The organism is Actinomyces sp. oral taxon 171 str. F0337 (genome assembly GCF_005696555.1).
In the GTDB taxonomy this organism is placed as follows: Bacteria; Actinomycetota; Actinomycetes; order Actinomycetales; family Actinomycetaceae; genus Actinomyces; species Actinomyces oris_E.
Genome location: NZ_CP040005.1, coordinates 2,443,742 through 2,468,492 on the forward strand (window position 1 = coordinate 2,443,742; position 24,751 = coordinate 2,468,492).

Here is a 24,751-nt window from a genome sequence, read left to right on the forward strand (position 1 = left end):
GCTCACCGTGCGCTTTCGAAGACGGAGGAGGCGGCGTAGGGGAAGAGCTCACCGGCGGCGGCGGTGTAGCCGGCCTCGAACTCCTCGCGGAACCGCTTGATGCCGGTCAGGACCGGGGTGGCGGAGGCGTCACCCAGGGCGCAGAAGGAGCGCCCGGCGATGTTGGAGGCGATGGACTCGAGCTTCTCGACGTCGCCGGGCAGTCCGCGCCCGGCCTCCAGGCGCAGCATGATCTGACGCATCCAGTAGGTGCCCTCGCGGCAGGGGGTGCACTTGCCGCAGGACTCGTGCTGGTAGAACTCGGTCCAGCGGGTGACCACGCGCACCACGGAGACGGTCTCGTCGAAGACCTGCAGGGCGCGGGTTCCCAGCATGGAGCCGGCCTCGGCCACGGACTCGTAGTCCAGGGGGACGTCGAGCTCGTCGGGGCCGAAGATCGGTGTCGAGGAGCCCCCCGGCACCCAGAACTTCAGCTCGTGGCCGGGGCGGATGCCGCCGGAGAGCTCGATGAGCTCGCGCATGGTGATGCCGAAGGGGGCCTCGTACTGGCCGGGGTGGGCCACGTGGCCGGAGACGGAGAAGATGCCGTGGCCCTTGGACTTCTCGGTGCCCATGGTGGAGTACCACTGGGCGCCGCGGGCCAGGATCTCCGGGACCGAGGCGATGGTCTCGACGTTGTTGACCACCGTGGGGCGGGCGTAGAGGCCGGCGACGGCGGGGAAGGGCGGCTTGAGGCGGGGGTGGCCGCGGCGGCCCTCCAGGGAGTCCAGCAGGGCGGTCTCCTCACCGCAGATGTAGGCGCCGGCCCCGGCGTGGGCGGTGATGCGCAGCGGCTGCTGACCGTCGAGCCCGAAGCCGGTGTCCAGCAGGCCGGACTCGGTGGCCTCGCGCACGGCGCTGAGCAGGCGGCGGTAGACGTGGGGGACCTCGCCGCGCAGGTAGACGAAGGCGTGGTCGCCGCCGATGGCGCGCGAGGTGATGGCGATGCCCTCGATGAGCGCCTGCGGGTTGGACATGATCGTGGGGATGTCCTTGCAGGTGCCCGGCTCGGACTCGTCGGCGTTGACCACGAGGTAGCGCGGGCCGCCGTCGACCGGGGGCAGGAAGGACCACTTCAGACCGGTGGGGAATCCGGCGCCGCCGCGCCCGCGCAGGCCGGAGTCCTTGATGAGGGTGATGAGGTCCTCGCTGCTGAGGGTCTTGGCCTGCTTCAGGCCCTCGTATCCGCCGTGGTCGAGGTAGGCCTGCAGGGTCCAGGAGCGCTCCTGGTCCCACAGGTCGCTCAGGACCGGGGTGAGGGTCCCCGGCGCGGTGTAGGTGGCGGTGTCACTCACTTGGTCTCCTCCTTCGGCGCGGTCCAGCCCTGCTCGCGGGCGATGCGCAGGCCGCGCAGGGTCGGCTCACCGGGGCCGCGCCCCTCATCGGTGCGACCGTCCTCGAAGCCGGCCAGCAGGCGCTCGTTCTCGCGGAAGGTGGGGACGGTCTCGGGGCCACGGGTGGGAACGACGTCCTCGCCGCGCTCGAGGGCCTTGATCATGGCGACGGCGGAGTCGGGGGTCTGGTTGTCGAAGAACTCCCAGTTGACCATGACGACGGGGGCGTAGTCGCAGGCGGCGTTGCACTCGACGCGCTCGAGGCTGATGGTGCCGTCCTCGCTGGTCTCCTCGGCGCCCAGGCCGGTGTGCTCGGTGACCGCCGACCAGATCTCGTCCCCACCCATGACGGCGCACAGGGCGTTGGTGCACACGCCCACGTGGTAGGTGCCCACCGGGTGGCGGCGGAACTGGCTGTAGAAGGTGGCCACGGCGCTGACCTCGGCCCGCTCCAGGCCGAGCCTGGCGGCGCACAAGGCGATGCCGGCCGGCGAGACGTAGCCGTCCACGGACTGGATGAGGTGGAGCATCGGGATGAGGGCGCTGCGCTCCTTGCCCGCCGGGTAGCGGGCGATGATCCGCTCAATGTCGTCCTGGAGGCCCTGGGCGACCTCGGCGCTGTAGCCGGCGGCGACGGCGGCTTGCGCGACGGTGCCCACCGGGCCGACCGCGCTGACGGTCGCGATGGTCTCGACGGCTGGGTTGACTGCGTTCTCGGTGGTGCTCATCAGCGGTCCACGCCTCCCAGGACGGGGTCGATGGAGGCCAGGGTGGGCACGAGGTCGGCGATCATGCCGCCCTCCCCCATCATGGCCAACGACTGCAGGTTGGAGAAGGAGGGGTCACGGAAGTGGACCCGGTAGGGGCGGGTGCCGCCGTCGGAGACGGCGTGGACGCCCAGGATCCCCTTGGCGTGCTCGACGGTCTGGTAGACCTGCCCGGCCGGGACCCTGAAGCCCTGGGTCACCAGCTTGAAGTGGTGGATGAGGGACTCCATGGAGCTGCCCATGATCTCGCGCACGTGCTCCAGGGACTGGCCCTGGCCGTCGGTGGCGATGGACATGCGTGCGGGCCAGGCGATGGTCGGGTCGGCCACCATCGTGGTGTTGGAGGGGTCGTCGCCGCGGGCGGCGATCTCGTCGAGGCGGTCCAGGCACTGGGAGACGATCTTGAGGGACTCGTAGGCCTCGTCCAGGCGGATGCGCAGGCGGTTGTAGCAGTCGGAGACCCGGTAGGTGGGGACCCGGAAGTCGTAGGTCTCGTAGCCGCAGTAGGGGTTGGATCGCCGCAGGTCCAGCGGGTAGCCGGCCGCTCGCAGGCACGGCCCGGTCAGGCCCAGGGCGAGCCCTCCGGCGAGGCTGATCTCCCCCACGCCGATGAAGCGGGACTTGAGGATCGGGTTCTCCAGGAGCAGCAGCTCGAGCTCGTGGATGTCCTTCTTCATGTCCGGCATGACCGAGCGCACGAACTCGGTGAAGCCCTCGGGGATGTCCTGGGCCAGCCCCCCGGGGCGGATGTAGGCGTGGTTCATGCGCAGCCCGGAGACCATCTCGAAGGCCTTGAGGATGTTCTCGCGGCAGCGGAAGGCGATGGTCATGAGCGTGGTGCCGCCCAGCTCGTTGCCCCCGGTGCCCACGGCCACGACGTGGGAGGCGATGCGGTTGAGCTCCATGAGCAGCACGCGGGTGACGGTGGCCTTCTCGGGGATGTCGTCGGTGATGCCCAGGAGCTTCTCGACGGCGAGCGCGTAGCCGACCTCCTGGAAGAAGGGGGCCACGTAGTCCATGCGGGTCACGAAGGTCTCGCCCTGCACCCAGGTGCGGTACTCCATGTTCTTCTCGATACCGGTGTGCAGGTAGCCGGTTCCGACACGGACCTCGGTGACGACCTCGCCGTCGGCCTCCAGGACCAGGCGCAGCACGCCGTGGGTGGAGGGGTGGACCGGGCCCATGTTGAGGACGATCCGGTCGTTGCGCAGGCGGTCGGCCTCGTCGCGCTCGGCGATCTGGGCGACGACGTCGTCCCAGTCCCCGCCGCTGACGGTGAACTGCTCGGCGCCGGAGGACAGCTCGTCCGTAGCGGGGCCGGAGGCGCGGAAGGTGCTTGTCGTGCTCATCAGCGGTAGGACCTCCGGGTGTCGGCGGGCGGGGTCTGGGCGCCCTTGTACTCGACGGGGATGCCGCCCAGCGGGTAGTCCTTGCGCTGGGGGTGGCCCACCCAGTCGTCGGGCATGGCGGTGCGGGTCAGGTGGGGGTGGCCGTCGAAGACGATGCCCATGAGGTCCCAGGTCTCACGCTCGTGCCAGTCGTTGCCGGGGTAGAGGGAGACGAGGGAGGGCACGTGCGGGTCCGAGTCGGGGCAGGCGACCTGAAGGCGCAGCTGGCGCCCTCCGTGGGTCAGGCTCATGAGCTGGATGCAGGCGTGCAGCTCGCGCCCGGTCAGCTCGGGGTAGTGGACTCCGCTGACGCCCAGGCACAGCTCGAAGCGCAGGTCCTGGTCGTCGCGCAGGGGGCGCGCGACGTCGAGCAGGTGCTCTCGGGCGATGAACAGGGTGAGCTCGTCGTGCTCGATGACGACCTTCTCGATGGCGGCGGCCGGGTCGATGCCGGCCTCCTGGAGGTCCTCGACGAGGGCGTCGACGACGCCGTCGAACCAGTCGCCGTAGGGACGCGCGGCGGCGGGGGCGAGGGTGACGACGCTGCGGTGCTCGCCGTAGCCGGTGGTGTCGCCGGCGTCGGAGGCGCCGAACTGGCCGGTGGGGGCGGCGATGACCTCCAGGCGCAGCTCGGGGCGCACGGGGGTGCCGGCGACCTCGGGGACGGCGGGGACCGCCGAGACCTCGGGGATCTCGGGCAGGGCGTCGGAGCCCGAGTCGTGTCCCGGAGCGTTCTTCTCACTCATGCCAGCAGGCCCTTCATCTCATGGGTGGGGGTGGCCGACAGGGCGGCGGCCTCGACGGCGCGGGCGATCTCCTCGCGGTGCTTGAACAGCGGCTTCTTCTCGATCTGGCGGGTGAGCTCGAGCATGGCGTTGAGGAGCATCTCGGGGCGCGGCGGGCAGCCCGGCAGGTAGATGTCCACCGGGACGATGTGGTCGCAGCCCTGGACGACGGCGTAGTTGTTGAAGATGCCTCCCGACGAGGCGCAGGCCCCCATGGAGATGACCCACTTGGGCTCGGGCATGGAGTCGTAGACATTGCGCACGATCGGGGCCATCTTGTGGGAGACGCGGCCCGAGACGATCATGACGTCGGCGTGGCGCGGGGAGGCGCGGAAGACCTCCCAGCCGAAGCGGGCCATGTCGAAGCGGGGGGTGCCGGCGGCCATCATCTCGATGGCGCAGCAGGCCAGGCCCATGGTGACGGGCCACATGGAGCGGGCCTGGGCCAGGCCCGCGAGCTTCTCGACGGTGGTCAGCAGGAAGCCCGGGCTGTCCACCTCGGCGGCAGCGGCGGCGTGGGGGTCATTGCGTTTGGAGGGGATGGACGCCATGAAGGCGTTGTGCTTTTTCATGCTCTTCACTGCTGTGTACTCCTTGAGATCGTCGGGCTGGGTCCTCGCCGGTCAGAGCCGCCTCAGTCCCAGTCCAGTCCGCCGCGACGCCACTCGAGGATGTAGGGCACGGTGATGAGGCCGATGAACAGGACGGCCGCTCCCAGCCCGAAGAACCCCAGGCGCCCGAAGGCCGTGGCCCAGGGGTAGAGGAAGACCACCTCGACGTCGAAGATGATGAAGGTCATGCCCACCAGGTAGAAGGAGACGGGGAAGCGCCCGTGCTCGGTGTTGGCGGGGGTGGGGTCGATGCCGCACTCGTAGTTGGCCACCTTGACCCGGTTGCGCCGGGCGGGGCTGATGATGGCGCTCATGGCCAGGCCGCCGACGGCCACCAGGAGGGCCAGTGCGGCCATGATGAGCAGGGAGGCGTAGGGGTTCATGCTTCCGGCACCATCCTTGTCAGGAGCTGGATGAAGTGGTCGATTCCGTCACCGCCGCGGCGCTCCCACCCGTCGGACAGGAGCTTGGTGACGAGCTTCATGAGGCGCTTGCGCGGCAGCCCGTAGCGGGTGCACAGACGCATGACCTCGGGGTGCTCGATGAGGGCGACGAAGACACGGCCGAGCGTGTAGTAGCCGCCCATCTCGGAGCTGAGGGCCTTGGGGTACTGGGCCAGGACCTGCTCGCGGCCCGAGGTGGTCGTGCGGGCACCGGCCTGGGCGGCGGCCTGGGCGGCCAGGCGTCCGGACATGAGGGCCTGGGCGATGCCCTCGCCGTTGAAGGGCGAGACCATGCCGCCTGCGTCGCCCAGCAGCATGAGGCCGTCGGCGTAGTGCGGCTTGCGGTTGAAGGCCATGGGCAGGGCGGCGCTGACCAGGCCGCCGACCTGGTTCTCCTGGGTGAAGCCCCATGAGGCCGGGACGTTGTCCATCCAGCGGTTGAACACGGCGCGGTAGTCGATGGAGGTGGCCTGGGCGCGCGAGGAGACCGAGCCGAGCCCGACGTTGACCAGCCCCTCCCCCACGGACCAGATCCAGCCGTAGCCGGGCAGGAGGTCGGACTTGCCGGGCGTGCCGTCCCACAGCTCGAGGCGGGACTCCATCCAGGCGTCCTTGGCGCGCGGGGAGCGGAAGTAGGCGCGCACGGCCACGCCCATGGGACGACGCTCGTTCTTGATGCGCCCGACGGCGGTGGCCAGACGGGCCGAGACCCCTCCGGCGTCGACGACCAGCGGGGCGGTGAAAGTGGTGGGCCCCTCGATGCCGGGGTAGGCGACCCGGTTGGTGGGGCGGGCCTCGACACCGGTGACGCGGCCGGTGGGCGAGGTGACGGGGCCGGTGACGGTGACGCCGGTGAGCAGGCGGGCGCCGGCCGCGGCGGCGTGCTCGGCCAGGTCGCGGTCGAGCAGGGCGCGGGGACGGGCCATCCCGTAGGAGGGGAAGGAGGCCTGCTCCGGCCAGGGGAAGTGGAGGAGGTGTCCGCCGCCGATGACGCGCAGGCCCCGGTTGCGCTGCCAGCCGGAGGTGTCCACGCCCATGGAGACGAGCTCGCGTACGGCCGAGGGGGTCAGGCCGTCCCCGCAGACCTTGTCACGGCCGAGCTCCTGCTTCTCCAGGAGGATGACATCGAGACCGAGAGTGGCCATGTGGTAGGCCGCCGAGGATCCGGCCGGCCCCGCCCCGACGACGATGACGTCGGCAGTGGCTGAGGCGCTGGACTGGGCGGCTGCCTGAGTCACTCGACCTTCCCTCCTCGGCACTTCTGGTACGGCGGGCGTTGTCATAGGCATCACAGCTGGCACCGTAATGCAGGCCCCGCGCTCGGCGGAGCCTGTGCCGACTGTACCCAGGGGGCGAACGCCTCCATGACAAGACCGCCGACGGAGGCGACGAACAGAGGTTTTCGTTGCTGTGACGGCAATGTTCAGGAAACTCCCCACCTCACCGAAGGATGGCGGCACCCCAGAATTACGCTGCAAGTGAGTAACGAATTTCAACACCGTCGGACGGGACCTGGGTCCTAGGGCGCCAACGAGTCGGTCAGGAGCGGTTGCCGGCACGCCTCGACGGCGATGCAGCGGCCGGGATTTGCGATGATGACTCCATGAGCCGATCCCCCCTTCGAGCCAGCCTCGCCAAGGACCCGCGTGAGGTCGCCGGGATGTTCGACGCCGTCGCGCGGCGTTACGACCTGTCCAATGACGTGATGAGCCTGTTCCAGGTGCACATGTGGCGCCGGGTGACGTGCGCGGCCGTCGCCGCGAGACCGGGGACGCGCGTCCTGGACCTGGCCGCCGGGACCGGCACCTCCTCGGTGGAGTACGCCGCCGACGGCGCCGAGGTCGTGGCCTGCGACTTCTCCACGGGCATGGTGGCCGAGGGCAAGCGCCGCCACCCCGAGATCGCCTTCGTGGCCGGGGACGCCACGGCGCTGCCCTTCGCCGATGAGAGCTTCGACGTCGTCACCATCTCCTACGGGCTGCGCAACGTGCAGGACACGGCGCGGGCGCTGTCGGAGATGCGCCGGGTGACGGTTCCGGGCGGGCGGATCGTCATCGCGGAGTTCTCCACCCCGGCCTGGCCGGCCTTCCGTCCTCTGTACCGCTTCTACCTGGGCAGCGCCCTGCCGGCCGCCGCCCGTCTGGTCTCATCGAACACCGCGGCCTATGACTACCTGGGCGAGTCGATCCTGGCCTGGCCGGACCAGAGGGAGCTGGCCGGTCTCATGCAGGAGGCCGGTTGGCGGGGCGTGGGCTACAAGAACCTCTCCGGCGGGATCGTCGCGGTCCACCGGGCCACGCGACCCCTGCGCGCCCGGGGCGAGCAGTGAACGCTGCTCCGAGCACCGCCCAGGGGCCGACGTCGTGAGGGCGGAGCACTGCCTGGCCGACCCGCCGCGCCTGTCCTTCCGCACCCACGAGCTGCCCGAGGGCGCGCTGGAGGGGCTCGCCCTCATCGACCTGCTGGCGGGCCGTGAGGATGTCAGCTCCTGGGTGCACGAAGGGCGCGGACTCATCGGCCTGGGCCGCGTCCTGGTGATCGAGGCCGCCGGGGCGGATCGCATCGAGGCGCTGAGGGCCGCGTGGCGGGCCGTCGTCGGCGCGGCCTGGTGGCGCGATGCGCTGGTCCGCCCCGGGACGGGGCCGGTGGCCCTGGGTGTGATCACCTTCTCCCCCGCCTCGCAGCAGTCCTCAGTCCTGGTGGTTCCCGAGGTCGTCGTCGGGTGCGACGGCTCCGGCACCTGGTTGACGACCGTGGTACCCGTAGCTGCCGACGGTGCGGAGCCGGAGCACCCGGATCCTGAGATCCGCCTGGGGGCGATGGTGGCGGAGGCGCGCACCGTGATCGGCCGGGAGCAATCCGGCGACGACGGGGACTCCGGCGGCACCACCACCGTTGAGGCCGGGGCTCTCAGCGAGGAGCAGTGGTGCCGGGCGGTGTCCGCCACGCAGGAGCGGATGCGTGCCGGGCGGGCCCGCAAGGTGGTCCTGGCCCGTGACGTTCTGGCCTACCCGGGCGCGCCGCTAGCCACCGGCACGGTGCTGCGGCGCCTGGCCCGCGACTACCCCTCCACCTGGGTCTTCGCCGTCGACCAGATGGTGGGGGCCAGCCCTGAGCTGCTGATGCGCCTGCGGGACCGACGCCTCATCAGCAGGGTGCTGGCCGGTACGGCACGCCGGCACGCCGGCGAGGACGCCCTGGCGACGGCGCGCCTGGCGTCCTGGCTGGAGGGCTCGGAGAAGAACAACCGGGAGCACGAGCTGGCCCGGGACTCGGCGATCACGGCGCTGGAGCCGCTGTGCTCAGTGGTGGAGGCCCCGGCCCGCTTCGTCCTGACGCTGCCGAATGTGCTGCACCTGGCCAGTGATGTCACCGGGGTCGTCGCCGGGGACACCGGGGCACTGGCGCTGGTGGACGCGCTGCACCCGACGGCGGCCGTGTGCGGGACACCGACGCAGGCTGCCGCGCGCCTGATCGAGGAGGCCGAGTCCATGGACCGGGGGCGTTACGCCGGGCCCGTGGGCTGGGTCGACTGGCATGGCGAGGGCGAGTGGTGCATCGCGCTGCGCAGCGCCCAGCTGCCCGCAGGAGGTCCTGGACCGCAGTCCCCCGCGAGAGTGTTCGGGGGCGGCGGCATCATGCCGGACTCCGAGCCGGTCGACGAGCTGGCGGAGACGATCGCCAAGATGCGCCCCATGCTGGGTGCCCTGAACGTGCGTCTCTGAGGCCTCTCCGAGCGGGTAGCGCGTCAGGAGTCCTTGCGCTCGGCCAGGGTCACGTCGATGTCCTGCTTCTTGGAGTCGCGGATGACCGTGAGCTTGACCTTGTCGTTGGCGGAGTACTGGCGTACGTAACCGGTCAGCGCCGACCCCTGGGAGGTGGTCTTGCCATCGATGGCGATGATGACGTCGTCTTTCTTCAGGCCGGCCTTGTCTGCGGGTGAGCCGCCCTCGACCAAGACGACCTTGGCACCGGCGCGCATCTCGCCGTCGACCTCGGCGCCACCGGTCTCCACCTTAACGCCCAGGTAGGCGTGGGTGGCCGTGCCGGACTTGATGAGCTGCTTGGCGACCTTGTCCGCCAGCTTGACGGGAATGGCGAAGCCGATGCCGATGCTTCCCGAGCCGCCCTCACCGCCACTGGAGCTCCCCATGGTGGCGATGGAGCTGGTGATCCCGATGACCCGCCCCTTCTCGTCGAAGAGCGGCCCGCCGGAGTTGCCGGGGTTGATGGCGGCGTCGATCTGGATGGCGTTGGTGTAGACCGCCGAGGACGGGGAGCCTCCTCCTGAGCCGTCCTCACTCTGGGAGTTGATGACAGGACGGTCCAGGGCCGAGATGATGCCGGTGGTGACGGTGGAGGACAGGCCCAGCGGGTTACCGATGGCCATGACGTCCTGACCGGTGGCCAGCTTGTCGGAGTCGCCGAGCTGGGCGACGGTGAGGTTGTCGGGGGCGTCCTTGAGCTGGATGACCGCCAGGTCAGTGGCAGGGTCGGTACCGGTGGGCTCGGCCTCGTAGACGCGGCCATCGGCCAGCGTCACCAGGATCTGCGAGGCACCCGCCACCACATGGTTGTTCGTGATGATGTGCCCCTCCTTGTCGAAGATGACTCCGGACCCCAGGGCCTTGCCGTTGCCGGTGGTGATGGCGATGGACACGACGGCATTGGACACCGCGGCCGAGACGGCCTCCCAGTCGGGGGCCTGACCGGTGCTGTCGACGGTCTGGGTCGTGTCACCGGTGGCGATCGCGGTGGGCGCGGCCGAGGAGTGCGATGCGGCGTTCCCACCGCGAGCGTCCATGTAGTTGACCGCCACGACGGCACCACCGGCGCCCAGCAGGGAGGCGACCACCACAGAGGCCACGAGGGCGAACCAGCCCGGCCCGCGGCGCCTCTTGGTGTCTCTCTCACTGCCTGCGGCCTTCGAGGTCGCGTAGAAGGACTCCCCGGTGGGGGCGCCGGGCGCCGCGTAGCCACCGGGCGTCGTCGGGACGGTCGTGTAGGGCGAGCCGAAATAGGCCTGCTGCTCCTGAGAGGCGGGGTACTGGCCCTGGTGATAAGGCTGCTGCTGAGGCTGCGACTGGGACTCCTGGTACGACTGCTGCTGGGGCTGGTACTGCCCCTGGGCGGAGTCAGCGTAGGCCGACGCGGACCGGTCGGCGGGCAGCTGCGAGGTGGGCGGCTCGGTGGGCAGCTGCCGGGTGTCGTTCCAGCGCTGCGCGTCTGCGCTCTGAGGCGGGACCGGCTCGGGGCGAGGACCGTCGGCGGCGTGGGCCTGAGACGGGTCCTCGTAGCCGACCTGGTTCTCCTGGTTCTCAGTCGAGCGCTGGGCCTCGCTGCCGGAGACCGCCGCACCCGGGCCGCTCTGGCTGCCGACGGACCAGGAGTCGACACCGGAGTGACTGTCGTCTGCCGCCGCTCCGGGCTCAGTGGGCCGGTGGGCCTCCGGGTTCGCCTCGTCGTATCCGCTCATCTGTGCTCCTCCTCGGGCGTGTCGCCCTCTCCAGATCCACGGGTAGACAACACCCGGGCTCTGTACCGTTTCCGATGATTCCCTGAGGCTGTGCTGTGGATCGTGTGACCGTTGTGTCGCAGCGGACTGGGAGTCCGGCGGTGGGTTCGGGGTGAGCCGAGCCGTCTTCCGCGGGTCCTATGCCGCTGGCTGCTGTTCATCTCTATCGTTATTCATGTTGTCACGGCGTGAGGACCGTGCCTCGTGGTCTCCCAGACGACGACGCTCAGGCCGTCGACTGGCTCGGCCAAGAGCCTCCGGAGGGCCGCGACATCATCGGGGACATGGACCCGGGCCCCCAGGGCGGTGGCCAGTGCAGCAATACTCGCACACTGGGGGGCGGTGAAAAGCCGTTCAAACCGACCAGACGGCGTGGTGTGGGCGTACTCAAGGTGGGAGAAGATCGCACCCCCGCCGTCGTCGACGACGATCACCTGCAGGTCGGGCTCCTCCTCACGCACGCCCCGGCTCATGGACATGGCGTCGTGGAGGAAGGCGAGATCTCCCATCACGGCACGAACCGGTCGACCCGAGGCCATCCACAGTCCGATGCCGGTGGCGATGGTGCCGTCGATGCCCGCCAGGCCGCGGTTCGCAACAGCCTTCGGGGCGGCGCCACCGGGCTGGGCGAGTCGGTCCAGGCGCCGCACCGTCATGGAGGAGCCCAGCAGGAGGGTGGGGGTGTCGGGAGCCAGGCTCGCCTCCCACGCGGCCCGGACCACGGCGTCGGCGCTGCTGAAGCGGCCCGGATCAGGAAGATCCGCCACGGCCTGGCGCCAGGAGTCGGTCCAGGCCGCATCGGCCCGTTCCAGACCGAGGGCGGCGACCAGCCGGACCGCCTGGAGGGCGACGTCGTCGACAGGCTCCTGATCGGGACCGTCGACGGGGATGATCCGTCGGGCCCGCCCGGGGACGTCGGTCCACCGGGCGTGCTCGGTCAGGACGGTGATATCGAGGTCCTCGCGCCCCAGGAGCGCGGTGACGGATCGACTGAGGCTGGGGTGGCCGAGGACGAGGAGGTGATCGGTGCGCTCAGTGAGCGCAAGGCCCGCCGGGGTACCCAGCAGCTCGGCGTAACGGATCAGGGCCTGGGTGCCGCTGCGGGCCTGGGAGGTGGGTTCGGCCAGGAGCGGCCAGTCGAGGTGCTCGGCCAGAGACCTGGCCAGGGCACCGACGGCCGGGTGGGCGGTGTCGCCGGCGACGACGAGCCCCCTCCCCACCGATGGGGAGCCGTGGCCGGCCTGCTGGCGATCATCGACCACCAGGGCGCGGGCCGGTACCGCTGCCCGGGAAGCCGTGGCCGCCGGCGGGCCAAGCCGCGTCGGAACAGCCGGCACTGCGCCGTCCGCCGTCAGGGGCGGGCGGAAGCGGGCGTTGATCTGAACCGGCCCGCGATCCCGACTGAGGGCCCCGGTGGCCGCGACGACGGCGCGGCGCACCTGCCCTGTGATGGCGGCGTCGGCCGCACCGTCTCCGAGGTCGGCGGCCAGGTCGGCGGGCAGGTCGATGCCCAGGCGCAGGGCCGGTGCGAAGAGCCCGGTCTGTTCGGTGGTCTGGCTGGCGCCGGTGCCGACCAGCTCATGGGGACGGTCTGCGCTGATGACAAGCAGGGGGATGCCGGCGGCGTCGGCCTCGCTGACGGCCGGGTGGAGGTTGGAGACGGCCGTCCCCGAGGTGGTCACGACGGCGGCGCAGCGACTGTGCCCGGTCAGGGCGTGGGCGCGGGCGGCCCCCAGGGCGATGAAGCCTGCGCTGCGCTCATCCAGGACGACGCGCAGTCGTAGGTGCCCGGCGTCGGCGGCATCCGCCAGGGCATCCGCCAGCGGGGCGCTGCGCGATCCCGGGCACAGGACGATCTCACGCACACCCTCGACCAAGAGGGCCGCCACGAGGCTGCGGGCGTCGGCCATGGCGGGCGGGAGCTGCGAGCTCTCCGGGAAGTCGGTCACAGGGGCGAGGATACGAGAGCACGCGGCCTGCTCTGTGCTGCGATTAGTCACAGTAGGACGGCCCGGTGAGCCCACCGCACGGTTCGGGCAGGGGCTACAGCGGCAGCCCGGCCACGGCCCGGCTCGGATCGCGGGCCTCGCGCTGGCGGCGGGCGTGCAGGGCACCGGCCAGGTGCAGCAGGCGCGTCTGCCAGTGCCTGGTGAGGTAGGGCCCCGCCTTGACCTCGCTCAGGAGACGCTCGGAGACGGGGGTGGCGGCGTCAAGACGCAGGCTCCCGTTGCTGGGAAGAACGCTGGGGTCGGCGACGTCCTGGCTGAGCAGGCGCAAGGTCCCCAGGCCGCAGGCGTGGCTGAGGGACGGCAGGCTGAAGGCGAGGGTGGCGCCAGTCATGATGCCCACGGAGGTGTCCAAGGCGGAGGAGACGACCGCGGGCAGTCCGAGGCGCTCGGCCATGTCCAGGGCCCGGTGCACCCCGCCCAGCGGGGCCACCTTGAGGATGGCGACGTCGGCGGCGCGCCGGTGGACGATCTCCATGGGATTGGCCGATAGCCGGATCGACTCGTCCGCGGCGATGGGCACATCGACGGTGCGGCGCAGGTCGGCCAGGTCGTGGACGGTGGCGCAGGGCTGTTCGACGTACTCCAGTCCTCCGGCGGCCCGGTCCATGAGGGGCAGGTTCTCACGGGCGGCGTCCAGGTCCCAGGCGCCGTTGACGTCGATGCGCACCTTCCCGGAACGCCCCAGGGCCGAGCGGACCGCCTCGAGGCGCTCCAGGTCCGACGAGCGCTTGTCACTGCTGCCGCTGACCTTGACCTTGGCGGTCCTGGCTCCGGAGACCCGCACCAGCTCGGCAGCGTCCTCGGCGCCGACCTCGGGGACGGTGACGTTGACGGAGACGGTCTCGCGGTAGCGGGGAAGGACGGAGTTTCCCAGGGCCTGGGACAGCCCGGAGGCGAGCCATGGAGCACTGGCCTCCGACCCGTAGTCCCAGAACGGCGCGACCTCACCCCAGCCCCCGGGGCCGTGGAGCAGGACGCCGTCGCGACGGGTGATGCCGCGAAACGGTGTCGTCAGGGGGATGTCCCAGACGACGACGCGGTCGATGCGATCCAGCAGACCGGTGGAGTCCTGAGCATGGAGAGAGGCGATGTCGATCTCGCCGTTGGCATGCTGTTGGTCCGGACTCACGGGCAACAGAATACGCATGATCTTCAATCAACATGATGAAACCGGAACAAGGGTGGCGGGCCCCACCTCAACGAACGCCCGAACGGGAGCCGTACGACGTCGTCGGCCGGAGACCCGCTCCCCTGCCGGTTCCGCCGCTTCAGTCCGCCGATCAGTCGCCCAGGGTGGCGACCATGACCGCCTTGATGGTGTGCATGCGGTTCTCGGCCTGGTCGAAGACGATGGAGGCCTCGGACTCGAAGACGTCGTTGGTGACCTCGACGCCGTCCATGCCGGTGGCCTGGAAGATCTCCTCACCCACGGTCGTGTTGCGGTCGTGGTAAGCGGGCAGGCAGTGCATGAACCTGGCCTGCGGACCGGCGATCTCCATGAGCGAGGCGTTGACCTGGTAGGGGCGCAGCAGGGCGATGCGCTCGTCCCAGACCTCCTTGGGCTCACCCATGGAGACCCAGATGTCGGTGTGGATGAAGTCGACGCCGGCAACGCCCTCCTCGACCGACTCGGTCAGGGTGACGCGGGCACCGGTGGAGTCGGCGAGCCGGCGGGCGGCCGCGACGCACTCGTCGTCGGGCCACAGCTCCTTGGGAGCCACGATGCGCACGTCAGCGCCCAGGAGCGCACCGTTGACGAGCAGCGAGCGCCCCATGTTGAAGCGGGCGTCGCCGATGTAGGCGTAGGAGATCTCGCCGGCGGGCTTGCCGGCGTGCTCAAGCATCGTCAGGGAGTCGCACAGCATCTGGGTGGGGTGCCACTCGTCGGTCAGACCGTTCCACACCGGCACGCCGGACAGGGCGGCGAGCTCCTCGACCTTGGACTGCTTGTCACCGCGGTACTCGATGCCGTCGAACATGCGGCCCAGGACCCGGGCGGTGTCCGCCACGGACTCCTTGTGACCCATCTGGGAGCCCGAGGGGTCCAGGTAGGTGACGTGGGCGCCCTGGTCGTGGGAACCGACCTCGAAGGAGCAGCGGGTGCGCGTCGAGGTCTTCTCGAAGACGAGGGCGATGTTCCTGCCTTCCAGGTGACGAACCTCCTGTCCGGCCTTCTTGGCCGCCTTGAGCTGGGCGGCCAGCTCGATGAGCGCCATCCACTCGGCGGGGGTGAAGTCGAGCTCCTTGAGGAAGCTGCGGCCCTTGAGGCCGGCGAGGACGGTGGGGTCTGGAGCGGCGAGCGCGGTCATAAGGGTCCTTTCAGTGCGGTAAGCCGGGATGATGGTGAGGCACGCTCCTCGCCCGCACCGACCGCTGCCGTCAGTGCGAGACGTCTCCCACAGGCTTTGTAGAATGACTCAAACGGTTGAATCCACGATCAGGCCGATCAGAAGGGAATCCATGAGCAGGACCGGCACGGGACAAGGCGAGACAGGACGCGGTCGTTGGAGGCCTGTCACCCCCGTCTCCGCGATGGTGGTGGGTCGCCTGCTCCTCGGAGTGCCCGGCGTCATCGGGCTGACGGTGATCGTGCTGACCTGGTCCGCTATGACCGGGGCCAGCCTGGGACTCGGCCGGGCGGTCCTGTTCTCCCTGGTGGCGGTGGCCGTGCGCGAGGCCGTCGACGCCTCCGCGCACCGGCTCATCATGCGGGCCTGGCGCTCCCGGGACGCTCATGGTCTCCTGCTGACTCTCGTTGCCGTGGTCTGCCCCGCACTCGCCGGGTTCTTGGCAACCCGGCTCCTCGCTCCGGCGTCGACGACGGCGCTGACGGTTCTCACATGGCTGCCGTTCATGGCCTTCGTCGCCGTCATTGAGAGACCGTGGGACACCTCGCTCGGCTATGACGCCATCGAGGAGCGCGCCCACCAGCCCCAGCCGATCCCGCCGGAGTACGTCACCGCCGACTTCCGCGACGGCCGCCGGCACGTTCCCGAGCTCAGCCGGGTCGCACTGAGCCGGACAGCGCCGTAGGCACCCGACCGCCTCGCACCGACCAGGTCAGCACTCAGTTGATCGGCGCCGCGCAGAATCCGCAATGCCTTTCATCTTGCGTGCGACATCAGGATGAATGCTACCTCCAAGGAGTTGCCCAACCGGTTGAGGGTGCAGTGGCCTGGAGCGATCAAACAGACGCGAATGATGAATATCATTCACAGCGCGATTACAAAGATGCAACTTTGACTCGTAGATAAAAGCTCCACCCAAATTTGTAAAGAGCTTACTGTCAGTAACCCACTGATGGGGAGAGGTTCTGACCAGCCGATTATCGATGGGACGAGAGCACCGGCAGGCGCCATCATCTACGCAAAGAGAATTGTTTTGCGAACGCGATAAATAAACTTCACCCCAAATAAGGCGCACAGAAAGAAAACTAGCAACCCAAAAACGCCACACCTTCCAGCCCGCACGTATTTCATGACTGAAGATAGTCCACGAGAAAGGCTCCAGCGGCAACATCAAGGACAGCCGATCCCACTGACTTGTAGACAGATCTCCTACCATTGAGATTGGCAATTTTCCAGCAAGGTTCGTCGAGAACCGCGGACACATTGTGAGCAGCATCGAGAAGATCATCAGGAATCTCTATTGATTGTCGGCGACACTCCTCGACAGTGTCACATATAATGACATCGACGTTCCTAAACGATTCGGGAATCCATTCAGAAAGTCCAGGTATCGACGCCCCGATCGCGTTGACGTGGGCGGCATCATCGACATGATTTATATCAAGGAACGGCGATCTGGCGGCAGTGACACTGGTAATGACGTGGGCACCCTTAATCGCCTTCATTAAGTCAGGTTCTGCCGAGACAGAAATATGTTGGCAGGCGTATCTGGAAGCGAGATTAGAAGCCAGTTTAAACCTCCTTCCCCAGATCGTAAACCGCGCTTTCGGATATACCGAAGAGAGTGCAAGAAGATGCGAGCGGGCCTCAATTCCGGTACCGATAATGGTAAAATAGACCGCCTCTGGTCTTACGTGCCGAGTAACTGCGCAGGTTGTCGCAGCCGTCCGGATCGCAGTAACCGAATCTGCATCAAGACTCACCTTTGGATCACCCGACACAGGATCGATGAGGACGACTACCCCCGGATGGGAAGGGCTTCCCTGAGAAACTCGCTTGGTGAGCGACACGATCTTGACACCCATGATTAACTTACCAGGCTTCTCGGCAACTGCCGCCATAAGCCCGAGTCCATTACCAGTGTTTGTTCGTATGATCTGTCTTGGTGACGATGCCGCTTGAGCGGCGGCTTGCTCTCTAAGAGCCACGACCATTCGGTCAGCTAGACACGTCCAGAACCCTTTTCGATCAGCGGCCCTCCATATCGCTTCGGCACCGATTTGAATCATCTTCGCTCCTAACCGTGAGTGAAAACGGTCCACACCATTTCAATTGGACGTTGATTCGAGAAGAAAACAAGGTTGTGTTTTTCTGCAGCTGAATGGGTAGTAAGAGCGACATCGTAATCGCCATTTTCGACAGCGCTTGCTGCTGCTGCAGTCGAATTAGCGGCAACAATACCTGCACATTTGTGCCTTGGTGGCATAAGTTCAGCGATGAGAGGGACCGGCGCCGGATGGCTAATAACTTCGAATTGTGAGCGAAGGAAGTCGCCCGGGCGTTTGGCCAGCCCATACTGTGGGGTCAGCATAAGAAAAACGCTGTGCACGCTCAGGACGGGGTCCATATAAAAATCATTGATTCCATGAAATGCATTGGCAACCACAAGATACTCCGACTCTCCTACAGAGACCGATCTAGCAGCGTCCCGATATGACGGATATAACAGAATTCGACAGTTATCTGTGCCGAAACTTTTTGTGCCGAAACTTTTTGTGCCGAAACTTTTAAGGAAATACCTTGCTGCATGTTCACTGCTAGTTCCCGACGGGCCGAGAGTCGAAATCTGGGATGACGAACGAATTGAAGGTATGTCACCATTAACAGTGAAGTAAGTCATGGTCGTGCTTCTTTCTAGGGGTGACCAATGGAGTTAATAGGTTGCGCGCGTTTTTTCTTCGTACTGTTGACAAATATGGCGAGTGAAATCACCTGGTTTGCCATCACGAATTTTCTGTCCCTCGATGGATGTCACCGGGGAGATCTCTATCCCTGTTCCTGTCAAGAGAAGTTCATCCGCGGCAAATAGTTCTGCCAATTCAACGGGACGTTCGATAACTTCGTATCCGTCATGCTTCGCCATATTTAGCACGAGCGACCGGGTTATACCGGGCAGTATCCCTTGGTCTAGCGAGGGAGTGATAACAGCATCACCTCGCCTGAGAATAATGTTGCTGGTCGATGCTTCAGCAACACGTCCTTCACTTGTCAGCAGTAGCGCGTCGTCGTAACCGCGGACGGTGCATTCGTCGACGGCGAGAGCGCTGGACACGTACGCACCGCTGATTTTTGCCCTTGCGGGCATAGATGCGTTAGCAACTCTGCGGGTGGAGGCGATCCCGAGACGGGTAGGACGCCCCAATCGGGAAGACATAGAAACAGATGTAAGTATAACACTATGAGCAACACCCGATAGTTTTACTCCGAACGGCGTTCCCGGCAAGAACGTCGTTTTGCATACAACCGGTCGAATATAGCAATCGTCATCATGGTGATTCCGTGTGACGAGTTCCTCTGCGATGCTGATGAGTTCTTCGACGCTTTCGCGGATATCAATCCGAAGTACCTGACACGAAGCTCGCAAGCGCTCGAAATGAGCCTTGGCTTCGAAGGGCCGCACCTGCGTATCCTTTTTGCTTCGGTAGGCGCGGATCCCTTCGAATACGGCAGTGCCGTACTGAAGTCCCTGGGTAGAGAGGCTAAGATGAGGAGAGGTGGCATTAACCCATCTTCCATCTAAGTAGGCTGATACCGTCATGGTGCTGTCCTATTTTCACGTTGATTTGCGATCTGGCTAGCCGAATCAGTCTCGACTCTTAATTGATTATCGCGGTGGTCACGAATCCGAGCTGCTTTCCAACTAACCATGGCTCCTGTGGACGTCCGTGCGTCCGTCTTGCCCCAGAACACGTGAACAGGAACGTCCAGTTTATCCGAGAGCGCGTGGGCGTGTAGTTCCGCCAGGTGATGGTCTTTCGTGGAGATTTCATGGGTGGATTCCAGAACTAGGTCCACTTCGTCATGATTATTGCGCCGATGGATTTCAACCTGATAGTCGAGGAAGGCGGGACAATCTTCGAGAATGGCCACCTCAAAGTCGTATGCAGTATAAACTTTGTTCCCGATGCAAAGCTTGTCGCGGGCTCGACCGATCGGCGTGATGGTGAAGTCTTGTCCTGTCCCATGGGCGCGGATCAAATCTCCGGTGCGATATCGAACTAGGGGCTTAGCCCCGCGGTAGAGGTGAGTGACGACGAGTTCCCCTTCTCGTTGTTCTGAACTAGGGCTTAGGACCATACCGGTATCAGGGTTGATGATTTCGTAGTAGTAGTTCAGAGGCGTCGTCCGTAGGTGGCCATCTTTTTGACAGACAGCCAGGATGGAAGCCTCTTGCGATGCATACATGCAACTGTAGACGTCAGCGTTCCATACTTCGCAGATTTGTCTCAACAGTTGTGGACTTGCTAACTCACCAACTGTGAGGATGACTCGGATATCTAGAGAAACCGGGTCGATGCCTGAAGAGAGAAGATGCCTAGCTAAGAGGATTGTCATCCCTGGTGTGCAAGTCAGACCAGTGATCGGCAGGCGTTGGAGCAAGTGCGAAGCACGGTCAAAACCGACGACGGGAGAATGTGGCCACATTTTTATACTGCTGTGTCCGAGGCTTCTGAATACATCACCAAAAGTGTCTCCGGTCGAATGCAACTCTGTTGGCCCCATCACAGCGATCGAGAGGTTCTCGCCATAGGTGTTCAAAAGATTTCGGTAACCTTCGCAGAGAGCGATTCCGGTGCGTATGGAGTCCTCGGCTGTGCGTGGACATGGAGTAGAGATTCCCGTCGTACCCGTAGTCTCGTAGTACACCCACGTGTGCTCGAGACTTAAACTTGCCACATCGTCAAGGTGTTGTCGAAGATCCTCCTTGGAGGTAAACGGTAGAGAGTCGATAGGTGCGGTTGCTCCCAGATCTGCAAAATGACGCTGGTAGAACGGAGATCTCTCCCGACAGTATTCAATGGTTTGTCGCAAATTCGTGAACTGCCATTCATTCAGAGTTTCCGTATCCATGTCCCCTGCCCATTGGCGCCTCTGCTTAACTGCGAATTTGTTTGCGACATTCCATAGTTCCGAGTTTCCAAGAGGGATCATTTTATTTTTTCTCCTGAGCGGGATAGAGAGGGAGGTCCCCAGTGAGTGAGTTGACGGCTCTCCTAGGACCACAGAGGCCGATTGCGGAGAGTTCGAGGTCGTGTGTGATGGTTGTACTCAGTTTGGAAATATATTCATCGTACGTCTTGCAACCTTGTGCTAGGCGAGTGAAAGGAAAAGTGGCGATTCTGAAATCAGATTGAGTAGCACGGTCCCAGACAGATCTGAGCAGGTTTCCATTTCCTGCAAGAACAGGAAGCGGGGCCAGTACAACGCCAGGAAGTTCGGAATCAGCAGTTTTCACCGACGGTCCCATAAATGCGGGGAAGGCGGTTATGATCATCGCTGCAACAATCGATGCTGCATTGACCGCCAAACCTGTGGGGAGATATTGATCGATGACGATGACGGTTTTTTGTTGTTCTGTGTTCATTGTTAGTCATCCTTTCGATGGGATGCAGTGTCGATGTGTTTGTTTTTCCTGTGAAAGTTGGGGATTTCGCGCGTTCATAGCGACACCGACGATAATGGTAACTGCGCCGATCGCTTTAAGTGGGGTGATGTGTTCTCCTGCGATCGCTATTGCCCACACAACTCCGAATACAGGAACGAGATTCAGCATTGCGACAGCCTGACTTGGTTTTAGCGCTGTGAGACCGAACGTATAGAGGAGGAACGCCACCGCGGAGCATCCGATAGCAAGATAGATTATCAGCCATACCGCAGACGATCTAAGGTTAGTGTTCACCCCTTCCGGAAGAATCGGTACGAGTAGACAGAAACCAATACCTCCCCATAAGTTCTGCAGGCCCGTCGTGATAAGCACGCCGAGACGTCGGTTTGACGTCACATTTACTTGCTTCTGAGCTGACATCATGTTGTAGGCGGTCCAAGCGAGCCCACCGAGGAGAAGGAAGATAATACCCCAAGGTCGGTATGGAACTTCCTGTGCGGGTTTATTTGCTGTCACAAGCGCTACGCCAGCGAAGGCGACGAGAGCTCCAGCAACGTTTATCGTGGCTGGCTGACGATGGTGAAAGATGGCTTCAGCGACCATCGTCATAACCGGATAGGATGCCACGATCAGTACGGCATCAGTGGCCGTCGCCAAGGCGACTCCATAGTTTTCTAGGGAAAAATATATCGTGATGCCAACCAGACCTGCGCCCGCCACGACGGCATGTGATCGCAGAGGTGCGCGCAGACGAACTCGGACGAACAGACAAATGGTGATCAGTAGAATCCCTGCAGCCAGGAACCTGAGTGCTCCGAGAGTCAATGCCCCTACATCGCGGAGAACTACCTTCGTCACTGCAAAAGAGGTGCTCCATAAGAAGGCGGCACCAATAACGGCGCTGATGTGAAGCGATGTCGAGTCCTGTCTCATGAATGCTCACCACCGCACGGGAGAATATCGGCCACCATCCACGTCGCAATCTGTCTCCAGGCCTCCTTGCCTCGTTGGTGCTCAGGATGGGACTGGAAGGTCTCGCAGTCAGCAGCAGTGTCGAAGGTGCTCACGAGGAGAAAATCGGCAGAGTCCGGCCTGTGAGTGATGTCCCACCCGCAGTACCAAGTTGCGATCTCCGGGATAGCAGCGGGATGACCGCTGGTGATCGTGGCAGCCGCCTGAGCACGAGGGTCTTCGCGCGACACGCCTGGCTTCAAAGTGAATGCGACAACGTGCATGAACTGGCTCTCATTCAAAGCTGACCTCTCTTTCGTCCATCGGAGGAGGGCGCATTGCACGTAGATCCTACGCACCGTAACCCCTAAGGTGACTACTAGTCGTAGTCTTGAGCATATATCACATGCATGCCCCAACCAAATGGATGCCGAGGCCGCTATCGATGTGCCTTGTCATCTTTCGTTCAGATCTCGCATGTGCCGTGCGATGAGGGGGCGCCTAGTATCGCTGGGGCCATACCTGCAGCATGTCAGGGCTTGGCCGGATCAAGTGAACCGTCCCGGGTTTGATGGAGGCAGTGATGACACGGAAGGATCACTGCCATGGGACAGAAGAAGTACCGGTAGTGCCTCGTAGTGTGGTGTAGCCGCCGGTGGCTTGCTCTCGTATTGGTTGTGGGTGCGGTCACCGTGTGGTCCTTCGAGTCAACCTTCCACCGAATCCTCGAAAGGACATCATCACGATGACCGCTCCTTACATTGTCGACCCTGCTGGAGCCCTTGACCAGGCTCTGGGACAGGCCTGCCCGGACCTGATGCGCAGTCTGCTGCAGACCATGGTCAACGCCCTGCTGTCGGCCGGTGCCGACGCGGTGTGCGGCGCCGAGTACGGTCAGGCCAGCCCCCAGCGCAGGGCCCAGCGCAACGGCTACCGCCACCGGGACCTGGACACCCGGGTCGGGACCATTGACGTGGCTGTTCCCAGGCTGCGTACCGGCTCGTACTTCCCCGACTGGCTGCTCGAGCGCCGCAAACGGGCCGAGTCCGCGCTGATCACGGTGGTCGCCGACGCCTTACCTGGCCCGGGGTCTCCACCCGACGCATGGACAAGCTGGTAGGCGCCCTGGGCATCAGCTCACTGCCCGGAGTCACAGGTCTCACGCATGGCGGCCGAGCTCGACGAGCACGTCGCCTCCTTCCGCAACCCTCCCCTGGGCGACGCCGGCCCCTTCATCTTCGTAGCGGCCGACGCCCTGACAATGAAGGTCCGCGAAGGCGGTCGCGTGGTCAGTGCGGTGGTCCTGACAGCCACTGGGGTCAACGCCGACGGACACCGCGAGGTCCTGGGCCTGCGGGTAGCCACCTGCGAGAGCGGAGCAGCGTGGAACGAGTTCCTCGCCGACCTGGTCGCCCGAGGCCTGGGAGGGGTACGGCTTGTCACCTCTGACGCCCACACGGGTCTGGTCGAGGCCATCGCCGCGAACCTGCCCGCAGCGACCTGGCAGCGCTGCCCCACCCACTACGCCGCCAACCTGATGACAGTGACCCCCAAGAGCGCCTGGCCGGCCCTCAAGACCATGCTTCACGCTCCACTCGGTTTACGACCAGCCCGACGCAGCAGCCGTCCAGGCCCAGTTCGACCGCCTCCTGGACTACACCCGTGACCTGCTGCCCCAGGCCGCTGACCACCTCGACGCCGCGCGAGCCGACCTGCTGGCCTACCGCCGCCTTCCCCGTCGAGGTATGGCGGCAGATCTGGTCCAACAACCCCCAAGAACGCCTCAACAAGGAGATCCGCCGCCGCACCGACTCAGTGGGCATCTTCCCCAACAGGGACGCCATCACCCGCCTGGTCGGCGCCGTCCTGGCCGAGCAGACCGACGAATGGGCTGAGAACCGCCGCTACCTCAGCCTGGACACCCTCAAACAGTGCCAGACCACCAACAAGCTCCAGGACGACCATCCAGACACGCCCCCGACACTGACCCACTGACCCCTAACCACGAAGGGCCTCTACACCACTACCAGGGACTTGACCGAAGTACCCCGATGAGCTGCGCGAGCGGGCCACGAGGATGGCCTTGGAGGCGCTGGCGGATCCGGCGCGGGCCAAGGGCGCGGTGCGCAGGTTCGCCGATGAGCTGGGTGTCCATCCCGAGGCTCTGCGTATCTGGGTGAGACAGGCCCGGGACCGAACCAGGGCACCCGGCCTGGCACCACCACCGATGAGGCGGCCCGGATCAAGGAGCCGGCGTTGGAGGTCCGAGAGCTGCGTCGGGCCAATGAGATCCTGCGCAAGGCGAGTGCGTTATCTGCGCCCCGGGCGGAGTGTGAGCGCCGGTAGAGGTCATCGACTCCTTCATCGACGACAACCGGCAGGAGCTCGGGGCCTGGCCGATCTGCACCACGCTCAGCGAGGCCGGTGTGCAGATCGCCCCGAGTGCTTGACTCACGCCCGTCGTAGCCGTCCTCCATCAGCCAGGTCGTTGTGCAACGAGGTCCTCAAGGCGGAGATATCCAGGGTCCACAAGAACCAGCTACTCGGTGCTGGGAGCCCGCAAGATGCACGTGATGCGGGGTCGCCCTGAGGTCGCCGAGCGTCACGGTGCCGGTCACGCGGAGGCGGTGCACCGCCCGTGCGGCTGATGGCCGACCTGGGTCAACCACGGCGTCAGACGCGCCAAGTCCCCGCGCACCACGCGCAGCGCGTCGCGGGAGCAGTGCCCGGTCGCCCTGGTCAGGCGCCACTTCGAGGCCTTAGCCCTGGGTGGGCTGTGGGTCGCCGACATTCCCCCGCAAGCGGGAGGTACCCCCTCCTACGTGCGCACCTTCTCCGGGTGGGTCTATGTGGCTTTCGTGACTGACGTGTTCTCGCGGCGGATCATCGGCTGGCAGACCACCTACCGGCCAGTGTGCACCGACCTGGCCGCCGGCGCCCTGAAAATGGCCGTCTGGCAGCGGAAACGAGCCGGTGCTGACCTGACGGGCCTGGTGCACCACTTGCCCCCGCGGCGTGCAGTACCGAGCCATCCGCTACGGGCAGGCTCTGGCCTACTGCGAGGCGGTCGCCTCGGTGGGGTCGAAGGGGGACCTCCTTTCGGCTTCGCTCTGGC

At 65.5% G+C, this 24,751-nt stretch carries 22 protein-coding genes, 1 pseudogene and 1 other annotated feature; of the genes and pseudogenes, 5 read left to right on the forward strand and 18 right to left on the reverse strand.

From position 1 onward, the window contains the following. Window positions 1-2: 2 nt before the first annotated feature. The 7 genes from nuoF to FBF36_RS10525 form a co-directional block, all read right to left on the reverse strand. Window positions 3-1,334, reverse strand: coding sequence for an NADH-quinone oxidoreductase subunit NuoF (gene nuoF / locus FBF36_RS10495; RefSeq protein WP_009395420.1), 1,332 nt, complete (start codon window positions 1,332-1,334; stop codon window positions 3-5). Then, on the reverse strand, window positions 1,331-2,101 hold the full coding sequence (gene nuoE, locus FBF36_RS10500; RefSeq protein WP_009395418.1) for an NADH-quinone oxidoreductase subunit NuoE: 771 nt from the start codon (window positions 2,099-2,101) through the stop codon (window positions 1,331-1,333). The genes nuoF and nuoE overlap by 4 nt, the downstream gene beginning before the upstream one ends. Then, on the reverse strand, window positions 2,101-3,489 hold the full coding sequence (locus tag FBF36_RS10505) for an NADH-quinone oxidoreductase subunit D (RefSeq protein ID WP_075377297.1): 1,389 nt from the start codon (window positions 3,487-3,489) through the stop codon (window positions 2,101-2,103). The genes nuoE and FBF36_RS10505 overlap by 1 nt, the downstream gene beginning before the upstream one ends. Continuing rightward, window positions 3,489-4,274, reverse strand: coding sequence for an NADH-quinone oxidoreductase subunit C (locus FBF36_RS10510; protein ID WP_009395413.1), 786 nt, complete (start codon window positions 4,272-4,274; stop codon window positions 3,489-3,491). Before FBF36_RS10510 ends, FBF36_RS10505 begins: the two co-directional genes overlap by 1 nt. Then, window positions 4,271-4,885 (reverse strand): NADH-quinone oxidoreductase subunit B, encoded by a 615-nt coding sequence (locus FBF36_RS10515; protein ID WP_009395411.1) that lies wholly within the window; start codon window positions 4,883-4,885, stop codon window positions 4,271-4,273. The genes FBF36_RS10510 and FBF36_RS10515 overlap by 4 nt, the downstream gene beginning before the upstream one ends. A 62-nt stretch (window positions 4,886-4,947) precedes the next feature. After that, window positions 4,948-5,307 (reverse strand): NADH-quinone oxidoreductase subunit A, encoded by a 360-nt coding sequence (gene ndhC, locus FBF36_RS10520; RefSeq protein WP_003787163.1) that lies wholly within the window; start codon window positions 5,305-5,307, stop codon window positions 4,948-4,950. Continuing rightward, window positions 5,304-6,605, reverse strand: coding sequence for a geranylgeranyl reductase family protein (locus tag FBF36_RS10525; protein ID WP_138137499.1), 1,302 nt, complete (start codon window positions 6,603-6,605; stop codon window positions 5,304-5,306). The genes ndhC and FBF36_RS10525 overlap by 4 nt, the downstream gene beginning before the upstream one ends. A 365-nt stretch (window positions 6,606-6,970) precedes the next feature. On the opposite strand from FBF36_RS10525, the gene FBF36_RS10530 reads away from it, so the two are divergent. After that, window positions 6,971-7,696 (forward strand): demethylmenaquinone methyltransferase, encoded by a 726-nt coding sequence (locus FBF36_RS10530; protein WP_034490853.1) that lies wholly within the window; start codon window positions 6,971-6,973, stop codon window positions 7,694-7,696. Window positions 7,697-7,730: 34 nt separating this feature from the next. After that, window positions 7,731-9,092: an isochorismate synthase MenF gene (locus FBF36_RS10535; protein ID WP_138137501.1), complete on the forward strand. Its 1,362-nt coding sequence runs from the start codon at window positions 7,731-7,733 to the stop codon at window positions 9,090-9,092. A gap of 23 nt (window positions 9,093-9,115) precedes the next feature. Here the strand turns inward: FBF36_RS10535 and FBF36_RS10540 are convergent, their stop codons facing one another. The 4 genes from FBF36_RS10540 to argF all read right to left on the reverse strand — a co-directional run bounded on the left by FBF36_RS10540 (window position 9,116) and on the right by argF (window position 15,200). Continuing rightward, on the reverse strand, window positions 9,116-10,843 hold the full coding sequence (locus tag FBF36_RS10540; RefSeq protein ID WP_009398621.1) for a S1C family serine protease: 1,728 nt from the start codon (window positions 10,841-10,843) through the stop codon (window positions 9,116-9,118). Window positions 10,844-11,055: 212 nt separating this feature from the next. After that, entirely contained in the window at window positions 11,056-12,792 is a 1,737-nt protein-coding gene (menD, locus tag FBF36_RS10545) for a 2-succinyl-5-enolpyruvyl-6-hydroxy-3-cyclohexene-1-carboxylic-acid synthase (RefSeq protein ID WP_138137857.1), read from the reverse strand. A 133-nt stretch (window positions 12,793-12,925) separates the two neighbouring features. Next, window positions 12,926-14,038 carry an o-succinylbenzoate synthase gene (locus FBF36_RS10550; protein ID WP_009395107.1) on the reverse strand — a complete coding sequence of 371 codons (1,113 nt, stop codon included), beginning with the start codon at window positions 14,036-14,038 and terminating at the stop codon, window positions 12,926-12,928. Window positions 14,039-14,171: 133 nt separating this feature from the next. Further along, a complete protein-coding gene (gene argF, locus FBF36_RS10555) occupies window positions 14,172-15,200 on the reverse strand; it encodes an ornithine carbamoyltransferase (RefSeq protein WP_009395105.1) in 1,029 nt (342 codons plus the stop codon). 223 nt (window positions 15,201-15,423) lie between these two features. On the opposite strand from argF, the gene FBF36_RS10560 reads away from it, so the two are divergent. Continuing rightward, window positions 15,424-15,924 carry a hypothetical protein gene (locus FBF36_RS10560; RefSeq protein WP_009395103.1) on the forward strand — a complete coding sequence of 167 codons (501 nt, stop codon included), beginning with the start codon at window positions 15,424-15,426 and terminating at the stop codon, window positions 15,922-15,924. Window positions 15,925-16,366: 442 nt separating this feature from the next. Here the strand turns inward: FBF36_RS10560 and FBF36_RS10565 are convergent, their stop codons facing one another. From FBF36_RS10565 to FBF36_RS13840, 7 genes are all read right to left on the reverse strand, one after another. Then, entirely contained in the window at window positions 16,367-17,308 is a 942-nt protein-coding gene (locus FBF36_RS10565; RefSeq protein WP_087943978.1) for an ornithine cyclodeaminase family protein, read from the reverse strand. An 8-nt stretch (window positions 17,309-17,316) separates the two neighbouring features. Then, on the reverse strand, window positions 17,317-17,919 hold the full coding sequence (locus tag FBF36_RS10570; RefSeq protein ID WP_009395095.1) for a prephenate dehydratase domain-containing protein: 603 nt from the start codon (window positions 17,917-17,919) through the stop codon (window positions 17,317-17,319). 33 nt (window positions 17,920-17,952) lie between these two features. Continuing rightward, window positions 17,953-18,837 (reverse strand): aminotransferase class IV, encoded by an 885-nt coding sequence (locus tag FBF36_RS10575; protein WP_087943977.1) that lies wholly within the window; start codon window positions 18,835-18,837, stop codon window positions 17,953-17,955. After that, a complete protein-coding gene (locus tag FBF36_RS10580; protein ID WP_138137506.1) occupies window positions 18,834-19,838 on the reverse strand; it encodes a phenylacetate--CoA ligase family protein in 1,005 nt (334 codons plus the stop codon). The genes FBF36_RS10575 and FBF36_RS10580 overlap by 4 nt, the downstream gene beginning before the upstream one ends. Before the next feature lie 394 nt (window positions 19,839-20,232). Beyond that, window positions 20,233-20,664: a DUF2000 domain-containing protein gene (locus tag FBF36_RS10585; RefSeq protein WP_087943976.1), complete on the reverse strand. Its 432-nt coding sequence runs from the start codon at window positions 20,662-20,664 to the stop codon at window positions 20,233-20,235. A gap of 6 nt (window positions 20,665-20,670) precedes the next feature. Next, window positions 20,671-21,618, reverse strand: a complete 948-nt coding sequence (locus FBF36_RS10590) for a DMT family transporter (protein WP_009395088.1) — start codon at window positions 21,616-21,618, stop codon at window positions 20,671-20,673. Further along, window positions 21,615-21,920 (reverse strand): Dabb family protein, encoded by a 306-nt coding sequence (locus tag FBF36_RS13840; RefSeq protein WP_034491756.1) that lies wholly within the window; start codon window positions 21,918-21,920, stop codon window positions 21,615-21,617. Before FBF36_RS13840 ends, FBF36_RS10590 begins: the two co-directional genes overlap by 4 nt. A gap of 554 nt (window positions 21,921-22,474) precedes the next feature. Here FBF36_RS13840 and FBF36_RS13695 point away from each other — a divergent pair. Continuing rightward, a pseudogene (locus tag FBF36_RS13695) lies at window positions 22,475-23,155 on the forward strand (transposase); the annotation flags it as partial. 143 nt (window positions 23,156-23,298) lie between these two features. Next, window positions 23,299-23,631 (forward strand): transposase, encoded by a 333-nt coding sequence (locus FBF36_RS13700; RefSeq protein WP_263970020.1) that lies wholly within the window; start codon window positions 23,299-23,301, stop codon window positions 23,629-23,631. 311 nt (window positions 23,632-23,942) lie between these two features. Beyond that, window positions 23,943-24,077 (forward strand) — a sequence feature (AL1L pseudoknot). Window positions 24,078-24,751 lie beyond the last annotated feature (674 nt).

Coding starts and splice junctions, on each gene's coding strand:
- FBF36_RS10575 (WP_087943977.1), bottom strand. CDS start 18,837: ATGACGGTATCAGCCTACTTAGATGGAAGATGGGTTAATGCCACCTCT.
- menD (WP_138137857.1), bottom strand. CDS start 12,792: ATGGCCGACGCCCGCAGCCTCGTGGCGGCCCTCTTGGTCGAGGGTGTG.
- FBF36_RS10505 (WP_075377297.1), bottom strand. CDS start 3,489: ATGAGCACGACAAGCACCTTCCGCGCCTCCGGCCCCGCTACGGACGAG.
- FBF36_RS10515 (WP_009395411.1), bottom strand. CDS start 4,885: ATGAAAAAGCACAACGCCTTCATGGCGTCCATCCCCTCCAAACGCAAT.
- FBF36_RS10585 (WP_087943976.1), bottom strand. CDS start 20,664: ATGAACACAGAACAACAAAAAACCGTCATCGTCATCGATCAATATCTC.
- FBF36_RS10565 (WP_087943978.1), bottom strand. CDS start 17,308: ATGATTCAAATCGGTGCCGAAGCGATATGGAGGGCCGCTGATCGAAAA.
- FBF36_RS10560 (WP_009395103.1), top strand. CDS start 15,424: ATGGTGGTGGGTCGCCTGCTCCTCGGAGTGCCCGGCGTCATCGGGCTG.
- FBF36_RS10530 (WP_034490853.1), top strand. CDS start 6,971: ATGAGCCGATCCCCCCTTCGAGCCAGCCTCGCCAAGGACCCGCGTGAG.
- FBF36_RS10590 (WP_009395088.1), bottom strand. CDS start 21,618: ATGAGACAGGACTCGACATCGCTTCACATCAGCGCCGTTATTGGTGCC.
- argF (WP_009395105.1), bottom strand. CDS start 15,200: ATGACCGCGCTCGCCGCTCCAGACCCCACCGTCCTCGCCGGCCTCAAG.
- FBF36_RS10550 (WP_009395107.1), bottom strand. CDS start 14,038: ATGCGTATTCTGTTGCCCGTGAGTCCGGACCAACAGCATGCCAACGGC.
- FBF36_RS10540 (WP_009398621.1), bottom strand. CDS start 10,843: ATGAGCGGATACGACGAGGCGAACCCGGAGGCCCACCGGCCCACTGAG.
- FBF36_RS10570 (WP_009395095.1), bottom strand. CDS start 17,919: ATGACTTACTTCACTGTTAATGGTGACATACCTTCAATTCGTTCGTCA.
- ndhC (WP_003787163.1), bottom strand. CDS start 5,307: ATGAACCCCTACGCCTCCCTGCTCATCATGGCCGCACTGGCCCTCCTG.
- FBF36_RS10510 (WP_009395413.1), bottom strand. CDS start 4,274: ATGAGTGAGAAGAACGCTCCGGGACACGACTCGGGCTCCGACGCCCTG.
- FBF36_RS13840 (WP_034491756.1), bottom strand. CDS start 21,920: ATGCACGTTGTCGCATTCACTTTGAAGCCAGGCGTGTCGCGCGAAGAC.
- nuoE (WP_009395418.1), bottom strand. CDS start 2,101: ATGAGCACCACCGAGAACGCAGTCAACCCAGCCGTCGAGACCATCGCG.